At 63.2% G+C, this 15937-nt stretch carries 11 protein-coding genes and 1 pseudogene; 2 read left to right on the top strand and 10 right to left on the bottom strand.

The window, feature by feature from the left end; genetic code table 11:
- The first annotated feature begins 332 nt into the window (after positions 1–332).
- Complete coding sequence (locus BSIN_RS17350) at positions 333–1970, top strand: AMP-binding protein (RefSeq protein WP_089341430.1); 1638 nt, start codon at positions 333–335, stop codon at positions 1968–1970.
- A 39-nt stretch (positions 1971–2009) separates the two neighbouring features.
- Here BSIN_RS17350 and BSIN_RS17345 read toward each other — a convergent pair.
- A pseudogene (locus tag BSIN_RS17345) lies at positions 2010–2990 on the bottom strand (D-2-hydroxyacid dehydrogenase).
- Positions 2991–3232: 242 nt separating this feature from the next.
- Complete coding sequence (locus BSIN_RS17340; RefSeq protein WP_089341429.1) at positions 3233–4624, bottom strand: pyridoxal phosphate-dependent decarboxylase family protein; 1392 nt, start codon at positions 4622–4624, stop codon at positions 3233–3235.
- 350 nt (positions 4625–4974) lie between these two features.
- On the opposite strand from BSIN_RS17340, the gene BSIN_RS17335 reads away from it, so the two are divergent.
- On the top strand, positions 4975–5586 hold the full coding sequence (locus BSIN_RS17335) for a DJ-1/PfpI family protein (protein WP_089341428.1): 612 nt from the start codon (positions 4975–4977) through the stop codon (positions 5584–5586).
- 34 nt (positions 5587–5620) lie between these two features.
- Here BSIN_RS17335 and BSIN_RS17330 read toward each other — a convergent pair whose 3' ends face one another.
- From BSIN_RS17330 to BSIN_RS17295, 8 genes are all read right to left on the bottom strand, one after another.
- Positions 5621–6796: a serine hydrolase gene (locus BSIN_RS17330; protein WP_089341427.1), complete on the bottom strand. Its 1176-nt coding sequence runs from the start codon at positions 6794–6796 to the stop codon at positions 5621–5623.
- A gap of 204 nt (positions 6797–7000) precedes the next feature.
- Complete coding sequence (locus tag BSIN_RS17325; RefSeq protein ID WP_089341426.1) at positions 7001–8293, bottom strand: NAD(P)/FAD-dependent oxidoreductase; 1293 nt, start codon at positions 8291–8293, stop codon at positions 7001–7003.
- A 45-nt stretch (positions 8294–8338) separates the two neighbouring features.
- Complete coding sequence (locus BSIN_RS17320; protein ID WP_089341425.1) at positions 8339–9646, bottom strand: NAD(P)/FAD-dependent oxidoreductase; 1308 nt, start codon at positions 9644–9646, stop codon at positions 8339–8341.
- A 122-nt stretch (positions 9647–9768) separates the two neighbouring features.
- The gene (locus tag BSIN_RS17315) at positions 9769–11334 is read right to left on the bottom strand and encodes a DUF3138 family protein (protein WP_089341424.1); all 1566 of its coding nucleotides are present in this window, start codon (positions 11332–11334) and stop codon (positions 9769–9771) included.
- Positions 11335–11396: 62 nt separating this feature from the next.
- A complete protein-coding gene (locus BSIN_RS17310; RefSeq protein ID WP_059518920.1) occupies positions 11397–12323 on the bottom strand; it encodes an ABC transporter permease subunit in 927 nt (308 codons plus the stop codon).
- Entirely contained in the window at positions 12320–13306 is a 987-nt protein-coding gene (locus BSIN_RS17305; RefSeq protein WP_069236127.1) for an ABC transporter permease subunit, read from the bottom strand. The genes BSIN_RS17310 and BSIN_RS17305 overlap by 4 nt, the downstream gene beginning before the upstream one ends.
- Complete coding sequence (locus BSIN_RS17300; RefSeq protein ID WP_089341423.1) at positions 13303–14457, bottom strand: ABC transporter ATP-binding protein; 1155 nt, start codon at positions 14455–14457, stop codon at positions 13303–13305. Before BSIN_RS17300 ends, BSIN_RS17305 begins: the two co-directional genes overlap by 4 nt.
- 178 nt (positions 14458–14635) lie before the next feature.
- Positions 14636–15757, bottom strand: a complete 1122-nt coding sequence (locus BSIN_RS17295; protein WP_089341422.1) for a polyamine ABC transporter substrate-binding protein — start codon at positions 15755–15757, stop codon at positions 14636–14638.
- Positions 15758–15937 lie beyond the last annotated feature (180 nt).

Raw genomic sequence — 15937 nt, 5'->3', positions numbered from 1 at the left:
GCGTTACCGGTTCGCGTGACATAGACCATTCTACTGTTCGCGTACCGGCCCGATTGACCGCATTTGTCCAGAAAAATGGCCCGGATGGATATGGCTGCCGTTCGCCATTGTCCTTACGATGCAAGCAAGCAGGCCGTCCGGGGGCGGCGCGCGCGGGAAAATGCCGGGAACGTTTTTTCGCGTATCGTGATCGCATTGCGGGTGTGCCTTCGTGGCGGCGCTGACGGATCGTCGATACGCGTTTCTTTTCCGATTGATTGCGCCCCTGCCGCTTGCGTCGCACGGGCGTCCGCCCGTCTTTCTTTCATGATTCGAAGCAACGGAGCTGCAAGTTGAGCACGAAACCTTGGCTGGCCAGTTACGGCAACGTTCCCGAGACCATCGACGCAGACGCCTATCGTTCGATGACCCATTTGCTCGACGACGCGATGCGAAAGTATGCGGCGCGGCCGGCATTCCGCTCGTTCGGACAAACGCTAACCTATGCGGACGTCGACCGTTTGTCGCGCGACCTCGCGGCTTACCTGCAGCAGCGGCTCGGCGTGCGCAAGGGCGACCGCGTTGCCGTGATGCTGCCGAACCTGCTGGCGTTTCCGATCGCATTGCTGGGCATCGCGCGGCTCGGCGCGGTGCAGGTGAACGTGAACCCGTTGTATACGGCTCGCGAACTCTCGCATCAACTCAACGACGCGGGCGCCGAAGTCCTGATCGTGTTTTCGGGAAGCACCCCGGTCATTGCCGACGTGCTGGGCGAGGTGCGGCTCAAGCACATTCTGACCGTGGGCGTCGGCGACGGCTCGCCGGCGGCACTGCCGTCGCCGCCAGTGGATGCGCGTCTGCCGGATACGATCGCGTTTGTGCAAGCGCTTGCCGAAGGTGCGGCACTGGCGTTCGAGCCAGCGAACGTGACAGGGGACGATCTGCTGTTCCTGCAATACACGGGCGGCACGACCGGCCTTTCGAAGGGCGCCGCGCTGACGCATCGCAACCTGGTGGCGAACACGCTGCAGTTCCGCGAGATGATGGCAGGGCTCGTGTATGAGGAAGACGAGGTGATTGTCACCGCGCTGCCGCTTTATCATGTGTTTGCGCTGACCGTGAACTTCATCACTTACTTCTCGATCGGCGGCGAGAATTGGTTGGTCGCCAATCCGCGCGACATCCCAGCGTTGATCGACGTGATTGCGCAGTCGCGGATGACCTCGTTCATGGGCGTCAACACGCTCTATGCCGCGCTTGCGATGCAGCCGGCGATCAAGGGCGTCGATTTCTCGCGATTGCGGCTGTCCGGCGGCGGTGGCTCCGCGATCTTGCCGACCACGTCGGCGCGTTGGCAGGAGGTCACCGGCACGTTCATTCGCGAAGGCTACGGGCTGTCCGAGACGAGCCCGGTCGTCTCGTTCAATCCGGCTTCGGCCACGAGCTTCACTGGCACGGTGGGGGTGCCGCTTTCGTCGACCGACGTCAAGTTGATCAAAGAGGACGGCAGCGAAGCCGCGCTCGGCGAATCCGGCGAAATCTGCGTAAAAGGCCCGCAGGTGTTCTCCGGCTATTGGAACCAACCCGAGGCAACCCGGCAGGCGTTCACGACCGACGGCTATTTCCGCACGGGCGATATCGGTACATTCGACGAACGCGGTTTTCTACGAATCGTCGACCGTGTGAAGGACATGGTCATCGTGTCGGGATTCAACGTCTATCCGAACGAGGTCGAGGCGGTGGCGGCGGCGTATCCGGGCGTGGCGGAGTGCGCATGCATCGGTGTGCCAAGCGACAAGACGGGCGAGGCGGTCAAGCTGTTCGTCGTGCCGTGCAAGGACGCGAGCCTGACTGAAGAGGCCGTGATCGAGCATTGCCGCAAGGAGCTTGCCGCCTACAAGGTGCCGAAATACGTTGTGTTCGTCGACGATCTGCCGAAATCGACGGTCGGCAAGATTCTGCGCCGCGAACTGCGTCAGCAGCAGGTGTAGCGCCCGCCGGACGATACGCCGAATCTCGTTCGAGGCCCATCAGCCGGCCGTGACGACGTGCGCCGGCTGGCCGTCGTGAAACGCGACGATGTTGTCGATCAACTGATCCGCGAGCGCCTACATCGCTTCATCGCTGGCCCATGCGACGTGCGGCGTCAGAATGAAGCCGGGATGCGACAGGATCGACTGGAAAGGATGCTCGGCCGGCAGCGGTTCCTGCGTGACGACGTCGAATCCGGCGCCTGAAATTACGCCGGATCGCAGCGCGTCGGCAAGCGCCGCTTCGTCGACGAGCCCGCCGCGCGCCGTATTGATCAACAACGGCCGGCGCGCCATGCGCGCGAATGCGGCCGCGTCGATCAGGTGGCGGGTGGCCGGCGTGAGCGGGCAATGCAGCGAGATGATGTCGCTGTCGCGCAGCAGCGTGTCGAACGGCACGTAACCGGCGTCGGCGTCGCCGCGCGTTTTGTGGGCGGAAAACATGACGCGCAGCCCGAGTGCGCGCCCGATGCCCGCGACCGCGCGGCCGAGCGCGCCATCGCCGACGATACCCAGCGTGGAGCCCGCCAGATCCCGGATCGGAAAATCGAAGAAGCAGAACTGGCCGGACTCCAGCCAACGGCCGGCCCGCACCGCATCGCGGTACGCAACGAGGCTGCGCCGCAACGCGAAGATCAGTGCGAACGTATGTTCCGGCACCGCATGCACGGCGTAGCCGCGGATGTTGCTGACGACGATGCCGCGCGCCGCACAGGCGCTCAGATCGACATTGTCGGTGCCGGTTGCCGCAATCGCGACCATCCGTGCGCGTTGCGCGTGCGCGAGCGCTTGCGCGCTCAGCCTGACCTTGTTCGTGATGATGATGTCCGCATCGCGAATCCGTTCGGCCACTTCTTCAGGCCCGGTGCGCTCGAACGTCTGCAACGTATGCGGGAATGGAATCGGCTTGAGGCGGGTGTGGGGCGACAGCGTCGCACGATCGAGAAACACGATCTTCAGCGCAGGGGATTGGGTGGACATAGGCAATGAGGGGAAGGTCGAAGGCAATGCGCGGGCGCAGTGCAACGGGCCGCCCGGCTTGCGTCGTGCATCGTTGCCGATGCGTTGCCGATTGGCGGGAGCAGGCCGAGCGAGCGTGGATTGTCCGCACGCGGTTTCGATCATGATAGCGGCGATGACGCGAATCGGCCATCGCGAAAGGCCGTTGCGCGCCGAGGCGGCCGTTGTTCGGCGGTATCGGCGCGGTGCGCGCGCCGTGCCGGCTACCCGAGCGCGCGCACGAGCGATTCGAAAATCCTTTCGACATCCTGCTCATTGGTGCGCCAGTTGCTGAACGCCGCGCGCAGCGCCCAGACGCCCGCATAAAAGGTTGGTGTGACGAACGTGTCCGCGAGGTCGCGCACCGCGCGCACGTAGGCATTGATGCGCGTTTCGTCGGGCTGGCCGGCGAGTGTGAAGCACACGACGTTGACGCGCGTCGGCGCGAGCAGCGTGAAACCCGGATGCCCGGCAATCAGCCGGCCGAGCCGCTGCGCGAGCGCGATATTGCGGTGAACGATTTCCGCATGCCCGTCGCGGCCATACGCGGCCAGTGCGAACCAGCTCGACAGCGCGCGCAGCCGGCGAGAGTTTTCCGGCGTCAGATGGACGAAATCCGGGTTGCCGGCCGGCGTGCCGAGATAGGCGGCGCTATTCTGAAACACGCGTATTTGCAGATCGCGGCGGCGGCTGAATTGCACGGCGGCGTCATAAGGCACGTTCAGCCATTTATGCAGATCGATGCAGATCGAATCGGCTGCGTCGAGCCCTTCCACGAGCGACGCATGTTGCGGCGATAGCGCGGCGAATGCGCCGAACGCCGCGTCGACATGCAGCCAGAACGGGTAGCGCGAACGCAGCGCCGCGATCGCAGGCAGCGCATCGTAGTCGACCGTGTTGACGGTGCCCGCGTTCGCGACGACGATCGCCGGCGCACCGTCGAGGCGCGCGAGCGCCGCTTCCAACGCGTCGATGTCGACGGCTTCGCGGTCTGTCAGCGTCGGAACCTTCTGCACCGCGCGACGGCCGACGCCGAGCACCGACAACGCCTTGTAGATGCTCGAATGCGGCGTGCCCGACAGCACCCGCACGGGCGGCAATGCGCCGACGCCATCTTCCGACACGTTCACCGGATGCGGCGCGCGTTCGCCTAGCCATTCGCGGCCGATGGCGAGGCCGACCAGGTTCGACATGGTCGCGCCGGTGACGAGCACGCCTTGGTGTGCATCGGACAGGCCGAACAATGCGCGCAGCCGCGCGACGGTTTCGCGTTCGAAGTCCGGCGCCGAGCTGTCGATACCGGCGGTCGGGTTTTGATCGTAGACGCTTGTGAGCCAATCTCCCGCGATCGCCGCTGGCGTTGCGCCGCCCGTCACGAAGCCTAGGTAGCGTGCGCCGGCGCTGCCGGAAAAGCCGGGTGCCCAGCGTGTCAGGAAATCGTCGAGCGCGGCGTCGAAGCCGAGGCCATGTTCCGGCAACTGCGCCGGCGCGACAGGCGATGGGGCGAGCGCCGCAGGCCGTTCGTCGAGGCGCTCGAGCACGTCGAGCGCATGCGCGAGCGTTCGCGACAGGACGTTTTCGATGCCGGCGAGATCGTGAGCGAGTGTGGCGTCCATGCTTGGTGTTCTTGGCGAATGAGGTTGACGGAAGACGCGGGTTCAGCACAGTGCGGCTATCGCGGCTGCCGCATGTTGTGGTGCGATCGCTGCCGGGCAGCGCCGAGCCGGGAGCGTCGGCGCTGCGGTATGGAATCGCACGTTGCCTGCGGCGGACGCGGCTGCGCGCGCTCAGGCGGATGTCATCCAGCCGAACTATCGCCGATAAGATGGTTGTCCGAGCGAATTCCCCCTGTTTGGCGCAGGGTTGCCGCAGGATAACGCTGCGCGAGCACGCGATAATGCGAAACACACCGCATCCGGTTTCCCGCTTGTCATTTCGCTGGCAAAAATACATAAGGCATGTCCCCATGCATATCGCTATCCTGACGTTCGACGGCTTCAACGAACTCGATTCGTTTATCGCGCTTGGTATCCTCAACCGCGTGAAGAAGCCGGGCTGGCACGTGTCGATCGCGAGCCCTGCTGCAAGGATCACGTCGATGAACGGCGTGACGATCGAAGCGCAGGCATCGCTTGCCGATGCTTGCCGCGCCGATGCAGTGATCGTCGGCAGTGGCGTGCAAACGCGGCAAGTGGCCGCCGATGCCGAACTGATCGGGCAATTGCGGCTCGATGCGTCGCGTCAACTCCTGGGGGCGCAGTGTTCCGGCACGCTGATTCTCGCGAAGCTCGGGTTGCTCGACGGCGTGCCGGCGTGTACTGATCTAACGACGAAGCCGTGGGTGCAGGAAGCCGGTGTCGAGGTGCTGGATCAACCTTTGTTTGCGCGCGGCAACGTTGCGACTGCCGGTGGCTGTCTGGCGTCCCATTACCTAGCGGCATGGGTGATTGCGCGCGTCGAAGGGCTCGACGAGGCACAACAGGCGATTCACTATGTCGCGCCAGTGGGCGAGAAGGACGATTACGTATCGCGCGCGATCGCGAACATTGCACCGTTTCTGAATCAGGCTGCGGCCTGAGCGCAGCGCAGACGCCGCTCGACGGCGGCCGCGTTCAGCCGCCGCTTGCCGATGCGTCGGCTTGTGTCGCAACAGGAAGGGTGCCCGACGTCAGCATCGTGCGCAGTCGCGCGGCATCGAAGAAATCGGCATGCCGGCGGCCGGAATCAAGCAGCACCATCACGACCGGACGGTTGTCGATCGTCGTCTGCATGACGAGGCAGATGCCCGATTCCTTGATGTAGCCCGTCTTCTGCACGCCGATGTCCCAGTCGCCGTCGCGCACCAGCGCATTCGTGCTGCGGTAGTAGAGCACGCCTTGGCCGGTGTCCACTTCGTAGTCGACATCAGTCGAATACTGGCGGATCAACGGATACTGGTAGGCCGCATTGACCATTTTCGCCAGATCCCGCGCGGTCGATACGTTGTATTTCGACAGGCCGGCCGGATTCTCGAAGTGCGTGTCGACCATGCCCAGTTCGCGTGCCTTGCGGTTCATCGCGTCGATGAACGCTTCGCGGCCGCCGGGATAGTAGCGCGACAGCGCCGCGGCCGCCCGATTTTCCGAGGCCATCAGCGCAATGTGCAGCATGTCGTTGCGGGTCAGCGTCGAGCCGATCGACAGGCGCGAACTCGTGAATTTTTCCTGATCGCGATCGTCGTCGGTGACTTCGAGTAACTCGTCGAGCGGCGCTTTCGAATCGAGCACGACCATGGCGGTCATCAGCTTCGTGATCGACGCGATCGGCGTGACCGTCTGTGAATTCTTGTCGAACAGCGCTTCGCCGGTGCTCTGATCGATCATGTAGACGATGTTCGAATGCAGACCGAACGGCAGCGATTCGTCCTCCGAATCGAACGGGCGGGCGGTCAGCGCATGGCGCGGCGTGAATGCGGCCCGGCGGACGGTGCCTGTTGGCTTGTCATGCCGTGCATTCGAATGGCGGGCGGCGGGTGGCGTGGTTGCGAGCGCATGTGCCGCGGGCACCGGATGGCCGGGTTCGCGATGAAAACTGGCTTTCCTGATCGATGCGTTGGCCGATACGTTGGCCGGTGTTTTGCCTCGTGCGGACGCGGCCGGACGATGCTTGGTTCCTGACGGGCCGGCGTGTGCGGCAAGCGGCGAAATAACGAGCGCGGACGCCGCGGCGACCGGCAATGCTGCCCGTTTCGACGTGCGAAGGATGAATCCGCATAGTGCTTTCAATGCGGAAAACGGAGTCGTTTCCATGGGGCCCCATTTGTCGAACCGAGCTTTGAAACGATTATAGTAACCGGTCGTTAGGTTAGCAATTACAAAGACATAGGAAAGATTTCTCATCCGGATTGTTCAATGCCGAAACAGCGGCTTTATTCTTACTGTCGGGAGCGGGTATGGGGCGCGCGCCGGTTATTACGGCATCCCTATTATCGATTGAGCGGGCGCCGTTTTGCGTCAGATCCAGTCACGCATCCGATACCATGCCATCGCCAGCACGAGCGCGGGCGTTCTGAATGCCGCGCCGCCAGGGAAGTCGCGATGGCGGATCTTCGCGAACAGATCGAAACGCGCAGCCTGCCCGTCGATTGCTTCGGCGATCAGCTTGCCGGCGAGTCCAGTCGTATTGACACCATGGCCGGAGAAACCTTGGGCGAAATAGACGGTTGGCGACAGCCGGCCGAAATGCGGCGCGCGATTCATCGTAATGTCCACGAAGCCGCCCCACGCATGTTCGATCTTCACGTCGGCGAGCTGCGGAAACGTTTTCAGCATGTCCTTGCGCATTGCTTGGCCGAGGTTGTGCGGCTCGAGCGTCGAATAGCTGACCTTGCCGCCCCAAAGAAGCCGCGTATCGGAACTCAGACGAAAATAATCGAGCACGAACCGGCTGTCGCAGACCGCCGCCCGCGCCGGCATCAGCGCGCTTGCACGCGCTTCGCCGAGCGGCTCGGTCGCGATGACGTAGGTGCCGACGGGCATGATCTTGCGCGCGAGCGATGGCGCGAGTGTGCCGAGAAATACGTTGCAGCCGAGCACCACGAACTTCGCGCGCACGGCGCCGCGTGCAGTCGATACGACATGGTCGCCGTACTCGTCCGAGATGCGCGTCACGCAGCTGTTCTCGAAGATCCGCGCGCCGCTCTGAACGGCCGCGCGCGCGAGCCCGAGCGTGTAGTTCAATGGATGCAGGTGGCCGCTATCCGGATCGAAAAGGCCGCCGAGATAGCGGGACGATTGCACGTAGTGCGGCAGTTCGTCCCGCTCGACGTAGCGCAGGCGGTCGTAGCCGAAGCGCCGCGCGGCATCGTCGCGCCAGCGCCGCAGCGCATCGACGTCGCGTGGTTTATTCGCGGCGCTCAGATAGCCGGGCGTGAGCGCGCAGTCGATCGAATGTTTCGCGACGCGCGTTTTGACGATATCGAGCGTCTCAAGCCCCATATTCCAGATCTGCCGGAGTTCGTCGTTGCTCACGTAGGGCGCGAACGTATCGATGTCGCACGCGTAGCCGCCGATCAACTGTCCGCCATTGCGCCCGCTCGCCGCCCAGCCGACCTTCGACGCCTCGACCACCGCCACCGAATAGCCGCGCTCGGCGAGATCGAGCGCGGCCGACAGGCCGGTCAGACCGGCGCCGATCACGCAGACGTCGGCTTGGATCGAGCCTTCGAGCGGCGGATGGCCGGTCGTGTCGTTGAGGGTTGCGCTGTAGTACGAATCGGCGTGAGGCTGGTTGGCGAACTGGAGCATGGCGAAAGAAATGAGACCGGTTGGGATGGCGAAGGCTCGGTTGCATCAGGCAAGCAACTCGCGCACCTGGTGATACAGCATGCCGAGTTCAAGCGCGGGTTGACGCCATGCGGCACCGCCGGGGAAACGGCGGTGCCGCAGCCGCGCGAACAGATCAAACGCACGCGAATCGCCCGCGATCGCGTTCGCGATCATCCGCCCCGCGATGCCGGTGAGGGCGACGCCGTGCCCGCTGAAGCCCTGCAGATAGTAGTAGTTCGAATCGATCGCGCCGAAGTCGGGGGCACGATTGCGCGTTACGTCGACGAAGCCGCCCCATGCGAAGTCGACGCGAACGTCGGCAAGCTGCGGGAACACGCTCACCATCCGCTGGCGGATCGCATCGGCGAGCGTGTCGGGCGAAGCGCCCGCCGAGCTTGCGCGGCCGCCGAACAGCATCCGGTGGTCGGCGGACAGCCGGAAGTAGTCGAGGAAAAAATTGTTGTCGCACACTGCTTCTCGATGCGCGATCAGCGCGTCCGCACGCACGTGGCCGAGCGGCTCGGTCGCGATGATATACGACGCGATCGGCGCGATGCGCGCGGCGATTGCGGCGGGCAGCACGCCGCCGGGGCCGGCGTTGCCGCATACGACGACATGCCGGCAACGCACTTCGCCCGCTGGCGTGCGCACGACCGGCCGTGCGCCGCGCACGATCTCGATCGCGCTCGTATGCGCGAACAGCATCGCGCCTTCGCGCCGGGCGGCGTCGGCCAGGCCGAGACAATATTTGAGCGGATGCAGGTGGCCGGACAGCGGATCATAGACGCCGGACAAATAGCGCGGCGACGCGATGCGCGTGCGGATCGCACCGGCGTCGAGCCATTCGAGCGACGGGTGGCCCCAGTGCGATGTCGCACGTTCCATCCAGTCGCGTAGCTCCGGGACGCGGCGCGGCTTCGTCGCGACAGTCAGATAGCCGCGGGTGAAATCGCAATCGATTCCGTAGCGCGCGATCCGCTCGCCGACGAGCGCGACGCCGTCGATCGACAATGCCCAGGCGGCGCGCGCGCCTTCAGCGCCAAGCTGCCGCTCGATTTCACCGTCCTTGGCAAAGCCGGTAATCATCTGGCCGCCGTTTCTGCCGGATGCGCCCCATCCGGGCCGATAAGCGTCGAGCACGGCAACCGACATGCCATGCGCGCGACAGTCGAGCGCCGTCGACAGACCGGCAAAGCCGGCGCCGATCACGCAGACGTCGACGTCGAGCGCGCCGGCGAGCGCCGGATCGTCCCGGGCCGGGCGTTGAACCGTGGCCTCGTAGTACGAGCGGCGAACGAGTGCATCGGAGCGGCTGGCGAAAGTGCTGGTCATCGGAAGGGCGCGGCTTCAAGGAATGATATTGTCGCACCGCGACAGGCGGTGCGCGGTGCGTGCTTTTCGGAAAACATCCCGGGAAACACAGCCAGCGGGGCACGCCCCGCTGGCAACGGGCGTCAGAACGAATAGATGAACTGGGTCGCCAGCAGATCGTTGGATTTGCCATACGAACCGTCGTTCTTCAGGAAGACGCTCTTGTTTGCCCAGTCGTGCCGGTATTCGACCTTCACGATGATTTGCTGGGTCGGATAGAACAGCAGATCGAGTGCGACGTCCTGACGGTTCGCTCCCTTGCATTCGAATCCGAGCCCGCCGTTCGCCTTGGATGTGGCGAGGCAATTCGCATCGATGCCGAAGCCGTCGGCGGTGTCAATCCCGTTGCCGTTCAGCACGACACCGCCGCCGCCGCCGCCGTTCTTGCTGTTCGCGAGGAAGTCGTAGCGCAGTGTCGCGCCCATGCGGCCGACTACCGGCAGATTGAACTTGCGGTGTGCGAGCAGCGACACGCCATACCACTGCGCCTTGCCGCCATTGAACGCCGCGTGCTGCTGCTGGCCGTAATCGATTTCCGCGTTGTACTGAATATCTGCGAGCGTGTAGGTTGCGTCCGCTTCGGCGAAGAAGAACGTGCCGTATGGGCTGCCGGCCTGGCCGCCGGGGCCGTAGACGACGGCGCCCGACGGCGTCGTCGCGCTCGCGAGCGTTTGCCTGCCGATGTTGAATGAGCCACCGATATCGAGTGCGCTCGACCAGGTATAGTCGACGCGCGACGTGAACGTCGGCACGCGATTGCTCGTCGTGATCGGATCACCGAACGCGTTGGTGCCCGTTTGCGTCACCGCGCCGTATGTATGGTACTGCTCGTTGCCGAGCAGGAATTTCCATGCCCAGTTGCCTTTCGTGTAATTCACGCCGACGCCGATGTAGCTGCCGGGGTCCGAGAAGTCGTACAGCAAGTTGTGCGTGAGCGTCAGCATCTGGTTCGACTGCTGGACCTCGTAGCCGCCAAAGCTCGGTATCAGGCCCGCCACGAGCGTCGTCGTGGAGGTGAGGGGTACATTGACGACCGCCGTGTTGAGAATGTTGTTGCCGATGTTGCCGCGCGAGTTTTGCAGCAGTGTGATGCCGTTGCCGCGGTTCGGCATCAGCGTGAGTTCCGCCGACGGCGCCATCGGGCCGACGCCGAAAGTCTTCTTGATGTCGAGATACAGGTCGCCGAACGTGCTGTTGAAGTAGTTATAGTTGCTTTCGTGATTCGCGAACAGGAACGAAGACGTGCTCGCAGCGCGGTTGAATATGTAGGTCGGATCGATATAGCCGGTGACCGACAAGCCCGCGATCGGCCCGGTGTTTGCGGCATCGGTCAGTGTATCGACCTTCAGTTGCTGGTTCGCGATCTGCTGTTTCATTTGCGAGACGTCGTCGTTGGTCAGCGCGGCGGGTGCCTTGCCCCAATCCGGCGACGATTCGTCGACGGGCTTCGATACGGCTGCCGTTGCTGCCGTTGCCGTCGTACCGGTTACGCCTTTTTGCGACGCAAGCTCGGTTTGCAGCTGCTTTACCTGCGCCTGCAGCGCATTCAGCTGCGCTTGCATGGCTTTAAGCTGCGCGCTTGTCGATGCGGCGCCCGCGAGGCCGGGTAGCGACCCGGCCACGAGCAGGCAGATGAGTTTCATTTTCATGCGGGATCTCCAATTGATCGTGTTGCCAAAGATGTCTGCCTGCGTTCGGACGACGGACAAACTCAAGCAGTGCCGAGTGTTTTTTTCGATGTTGTTTGTGGCGCGATCGCGCCTGCCCCCAGCCTTCCGGCGTCGGCCGTGTCTGGTGCCATGGCCTGGGCGAACGCCTCGCGCATGTCGCGCTCGCGGCGCCGCTCGCGGCTGAGCATCACCTGGTTCACGACGATCACGCCGATCGTGACGGCCGTGATGAAGAGCGTGGCAAGCGCATTCATTTCCGGATTCAGGCCGAGGCGCACACGCGAGAACACCACGAGCGGCAGCGTCGTCGAACCGGGGCCGGACAGGAACGCGGACAGCACAAGATCGTCGATCGACAGCGTGAACGACAACAGCCACCCCGACAGCAGTGCCTGCGAGATCAACGGCAGCGTGACGACGAAAAACACCTTGAGCGGCGTTGCGCCGAGATCCAGCGCCGCTTCTTCGAGTGACTTGTTCAGCTCTTTCACGCGCGATTGGACGATAATCGCGACATACGACACGCACAGCATCACGTGGCCGATCCAGATCGTCACGATGCCGCGCCCTTTCGGCCAGCCGAGCATCTGCTCGAGCGCGACGAACAGCAGCAGCAGCGAGATCCCCTGGATCACCTCGGGGATCACGAGCGGTGCATTGATCATGCCGGTGTACAGCGTGAAGCCTCGAAAGCGGCCGAAGCGCGCGAGCACGAAACCCGCCCAGGTGCCGATGATGACCGATGCGAACGCGGTCATCATCGCGACCTTCAGCGACAGCCATGCGCTCGCGAGCAGCTCGTCATCCTGAAGCAGCGCGCCGTACCACTTGAGCGAAAAGCCGGACCAAACGGTGACGAGCTTCGATTCGTTAAACGAATAGACGACGAGGCTGATGATCGGGATATACAGGAACAGGAAGCCGCCCGTCAGCACAGCGGCGGAAAGCGGTTTGCTGGGTTTGATCATTTTGCGTCCTCCAGTTCCTTGACCTGGTAGTACTGGAATACGGCCATCGGCACGAGCAGCAGCAGTACCATTGCGACCGTCACGGCTGACGCCATTGGCCAGTCCATGTTGTTGAAGAACTCGTCCCACATCACGCGGCCGATCATCAGCGTGTCGGCGCCGCCGAGCAGTTCGGGAATCACGTATTCGCCGACAGCCGGAATGAATACGAGCAGGCTGCCCGCGATGATCCCGTTCTTGGACAGCGGCAGCGTGATCTGCGTGAATGCGACCCACGGTTTCGCGCCGAGATCGTAGGCGGCTTCGAGCAGCGTCAGATCCATCTTCACGAGGTGCGCATAGAGCGGCATCACCATGAACGGCAGATAGGAATAGACCATGCCGATGTAGACGCCCGCATCGGTGTGATAGAGCCGCAGCGGCGTGTGAATGATGCCGAGCGCGATCAGCGCGTGATTCAGCAGCCCATCGTCCTTTAGGATGCCGATCCATGCGTACACGCGGATCAGGAACGACGTCCAAAACGGCAGCATCACGCCCATCATCAGCAGGTTGCGTGTCGAAGGCGCGGAGCGCGCGATGTAGTACGCGATCGGATAGCCGATCAACAGGCAGAACAGAGTCGATACCGCGGCCATCTTCAGCGAGCTGACGTAGGTTGCGATATAGAGGCTGTCGCGTAACAGGAACGCATAATGGCTGAGCCGCAATGCGATCTGCACGACGCCGTCCTTGACGTCCGTCAGCGCGGTATAGGGTGGAATGCCCATCACCTGATCGGCGAAGCTGATCTTCAGCACCAGCACGAACGGCAGTGCGAAGAACACGGCGAGCCACAGAAACGGTACGCCGATCACGACGCTTCGGCCGGACGGCGTAAAGCGCGCCAGCAGGCGTTGGGCGAATGTGCGGGCCGCAGACGGCGCGCGGGAGGCGGCGGCGGACGAAGCTGCCGCGAGCGGGGAAGGATTTGAAGTTCTCATTGTGTCAGCACCACGCCGCTTGCCGGCGACCAGGAGACGAACACGTCGTCGTTGTAGGCAGGCGCACCGTCATGCATCAGGTGCGAGCTGGACAGATTGGACACGACGATCTTGCCGCTCGGCAGACGCACGTGATACAGCGAATAGCTGCCCATGTACGCGACGTCGGTAACCACGCCGCGCGCCCAGTTGTGCGGCGTGCCGGGGCGCTCGTGCGATACGCGCACATGCTCCGGGCGCACCGAAATGCCTACCGGCATTCCAAGCGGTCCCGTCACGCCGTGGCTCACGTACATGCGCGTTTCGAGATCCTCGCTTTCGACGAAAATGTGATCCGGCTGGTCCTCGACGACCACGCCTTCGAACAGATTCGTCGAGCCGATGAATTCGGCGGAGAACCGGCTGTTCGGAAATTCATATACCTCGCTCGGCGTGCCGATCTGCACGATGCGGCCCTCGCTCATGACCGCGAGGCGGCTTGCCATCGTCATCGCTTCTTCCTGATCGTGCGTGACCATCACGCAGGTCACGTCGACTTTCTCGATGATGTTGACTAGCTCGAGCTGCGTTTTCTGACGGATTTTCTTGTCGAGCGCGGACATCGGCTCGTCGAGCAGCAGCAGCTTCGGCCGCTTGACGAGCGAGCGCGCAAGCGCGACCCGCTGCTGCTGGCCGCCGGAGAGCTGGTGCGGCTTGCGTTGCGCGTAACGGCCCATTTGCACGAGCGCGAGCGCGTCGGCCACGCGTTCGCGGATCTCGTTCTTCGGCGTGCCTTCCTGTTTCAGCCCGAACGCGACATTCGCTTCGACCGTCATGTGCGGAAACAGCGCGTAAGACTGGAACATCATGTTGACGGGGCGGCGGTACGGCGGCAACGTCGCGAGATCCTCGCCATCGACAAAGATCCGCCCGGACGTTGCGGTCTCGAAACCGGCGAGCATGCGCAACAGCGTGGACTTGCCGCAGCCTGAACTGCCGAGCAGGGCGAACAACTCATTTTTCGCGATCGACAGGTTGACGTTGTCGACTGCGGTGCTGTCGCCGAATTTCTTCACGACGTTTTCGATGCGGACGAAATTTTCGTTGCCGGCCGCCTTTGCGACCGTGGGGTGCGCCAGTTGCGCGGTATCGATTGAAGGCGTCGATTTCATGGTGTAGCCATCCTTCGTTGGGGATCGCAGGCATGAGTTTTCCCGCGCGATACGCATGTCGCGAATCGCGTAAGCACTGCGATCGGGATTTCACCGGGCCGCGCGTCTCAGGGCGAACGCGCGGGCACCGTATTGCATGTTTCAGGCGGACGGCGCGTGAGCCGCGGTCCGCCGCCGCTCAATGCCCGGTCTTCAACTGCGCCCACAGGCGGTTTTCGAGGCGCAGGATATCGGCCGGCACTGGCCGCATCAGCGTCATCTTCTTGAGCACCTCTTCCGGCGGGTAGACAGTCGTGTCTTGAGCGACGGCCGGTATGACGAATTGGCGCGCGGCGCGGTTCGCGGTGGGATAGAACACCTCGTTTGTGATCGCTGCGTTGACTTTCGGATCCTCGATGTAATTGATCCACTTCAGTGCTTCCTCGGCGTGCGGCGCATCCTTCGGGATCACCATCACGTCGAACCAAAGAAGACCGCCTTCCTTCGGATTCGAGAATTTGATTTCATACGAACGTTTCGCCTCCAACGTCCGGCGGCGCGCGATGCCGACGTCGCCGGACCAGCCGAGTGCGACGCAGACGTCGTTGTTCGCGAGATCGTTGATATAGCCGGACGAGTTGAACTGCGTGATATAAGGCCTGACTTTTTTCAGGACTTCGAATGCCGCCTGATAATCGGCCGGGTTCGTGCTGTTCGGGTTTTTGCCCATGTATTGCAGCGTCGCGGCGAATACGTCCACGGCCTGATCGAGGAACGACACGCCACAGCTCTTGAGCTTCGAGACGTTTGCCGGGTCGAGCACGAGTGCCCAGCTATCGACGGGCGCGCTGTCGCCGAGTGCCTTCTTCACCGCCTGCACGTTGTAGCCGACCCCGTCGGTGCCGTATGCCCAAGGCACGCCGTACTGGTTGCCCGGATCGGCCTCCGCGATCATCTTCATCAGCGTCGGATCGAGGTTCGACAGATTCGGCAGCTTCGATTTGTCGAGCTTCTGATAGACGCCCGCCTGAATCTGCTTGGCCATGTAGTTCGACGTCGGCACGACGATGTCATAACCCGAGCTGCCCGCGAGCAGTTTCGCCTGCAGCGTATCGTCGCTGTCGTAGTTGTCGTACTTGACGTGCACGCCTGTTTGTTTTTCGAAGTTCGGGATCGTGTCCTTCGCGATGTAGTCGGACCAGTTGTAGACGTTCAGTTCGGCGCCGGCAGCTTGCGCGGCCGGAATCGACAGCGACGCGACGCCCGCCAGTGCGACGAGCGCAGCATGCGCGATTGCGTGACGAAGATGGCTCACACTCATGTTGTTCCCCTGACTGAAGGTGGAAGAACGGCGCGCCGAGCGCCGTCCGTCCGATTGACAATGACGTTAGGCAAAACCCAGTTGCTGGGCAGTCGCATCGATCGCGCGCTTCGCCTTCTCGACGAGTTCGTCGATTTCGGGCTTGGAGATGACGAGCGGCGGCGACAGCAGCATCCGGTC

The organism is Burkholderia singularis (assembly GCF_900176645.1).
GTDB lineage: Bacteria > Pseudomonadota > Gammaproteobacteria > Burkholderiales > Burkholderiaceae > Burkholderia > Burkholderia singularis.
Note: the sequence above shows the minus strand (reverse complement) of the source record. Positions and strands in the feature narration are given on the sequence as shown.

What these genes read in the sequence shown, in the direction of transcription:
- BSIN_RS17325 (WP_089341426.1), bottom strand. Translation starts at nt 8,293, where the DNA reads ATGCTCCAGTTCGCCAACCAGCCTCACGCCGATTCGTACTACAGCGCA.
- BSIN_RS17330 (WP_089341427.1), bottom strand. Translation starts at nt 6,796, where the DNA reads ATGGAAACGACTCCGTTTTCCGCATTGAAAGCACTATGCGGATTCATC.
- BSIN_RS17320 (WP_089341425.1), bottom strand. Translation starts at nt 9,646, where the DNA reads ATGACCAGCACTTTCGCCAGCCGCTCCGATGCACTCGTTCGCCGCTCG.
- BSIN_RS17295 (WP_089341422.1), bottom strand. Translation starts at nt 15,757, where the DNA reads ATGAGTGTGAGCCATCTTCGTCACGCAATCGCGCATGCTGCGCTCGTC.
- BSIN_RS17300 (WP_089341423.1), bottom strand. Translation starts at nt 14,457, where the DNA reads ATGAAATCGACGCCTTCAATCGATACCGCGCAACTGGCGCACCCCACG.
- BSIN_RS17340 (WP_089341429.1), bottom strand. Translation starts at nt 4,624, where the DNA reads ATGGACGCCACACTCGCTCACGATCTCGCCGGCATCGAAAACGTCCTG.
- BSIN_RS17305 (WP_069236127.1), bottom strand. Translation starts at nt 13,306, where the DNA reads ATGAGAACTTCAAATCCTTCCCCGCTCGCGGCAGCTTCGTCCGCCGCC.
- BSIN_RS17315 (WP_089341424.1), bottom strand. Translation starts at nt 11,334, where the DNA reads ATGAAAATGAAACTCATCTGCCTGCTCGTGGCCGGGTCGCTACCCGGC.
- BSIN_RS17335 (WP_089341428.1), top strand. Translation starts at nt 4,975, where the DNA reads ATGCATATCGCTATCCTGACGTTCGACGGCTTCAACGAACTCGATTCG.
- BSIN_RS17310 (WP_059518920.1), bottom strand. Translation starts at nt 12,323, where the DNA reads ATGATCAAACCCAGCAAACCGCTTTCCGCCGCTGTGCTGACGGGCGGC.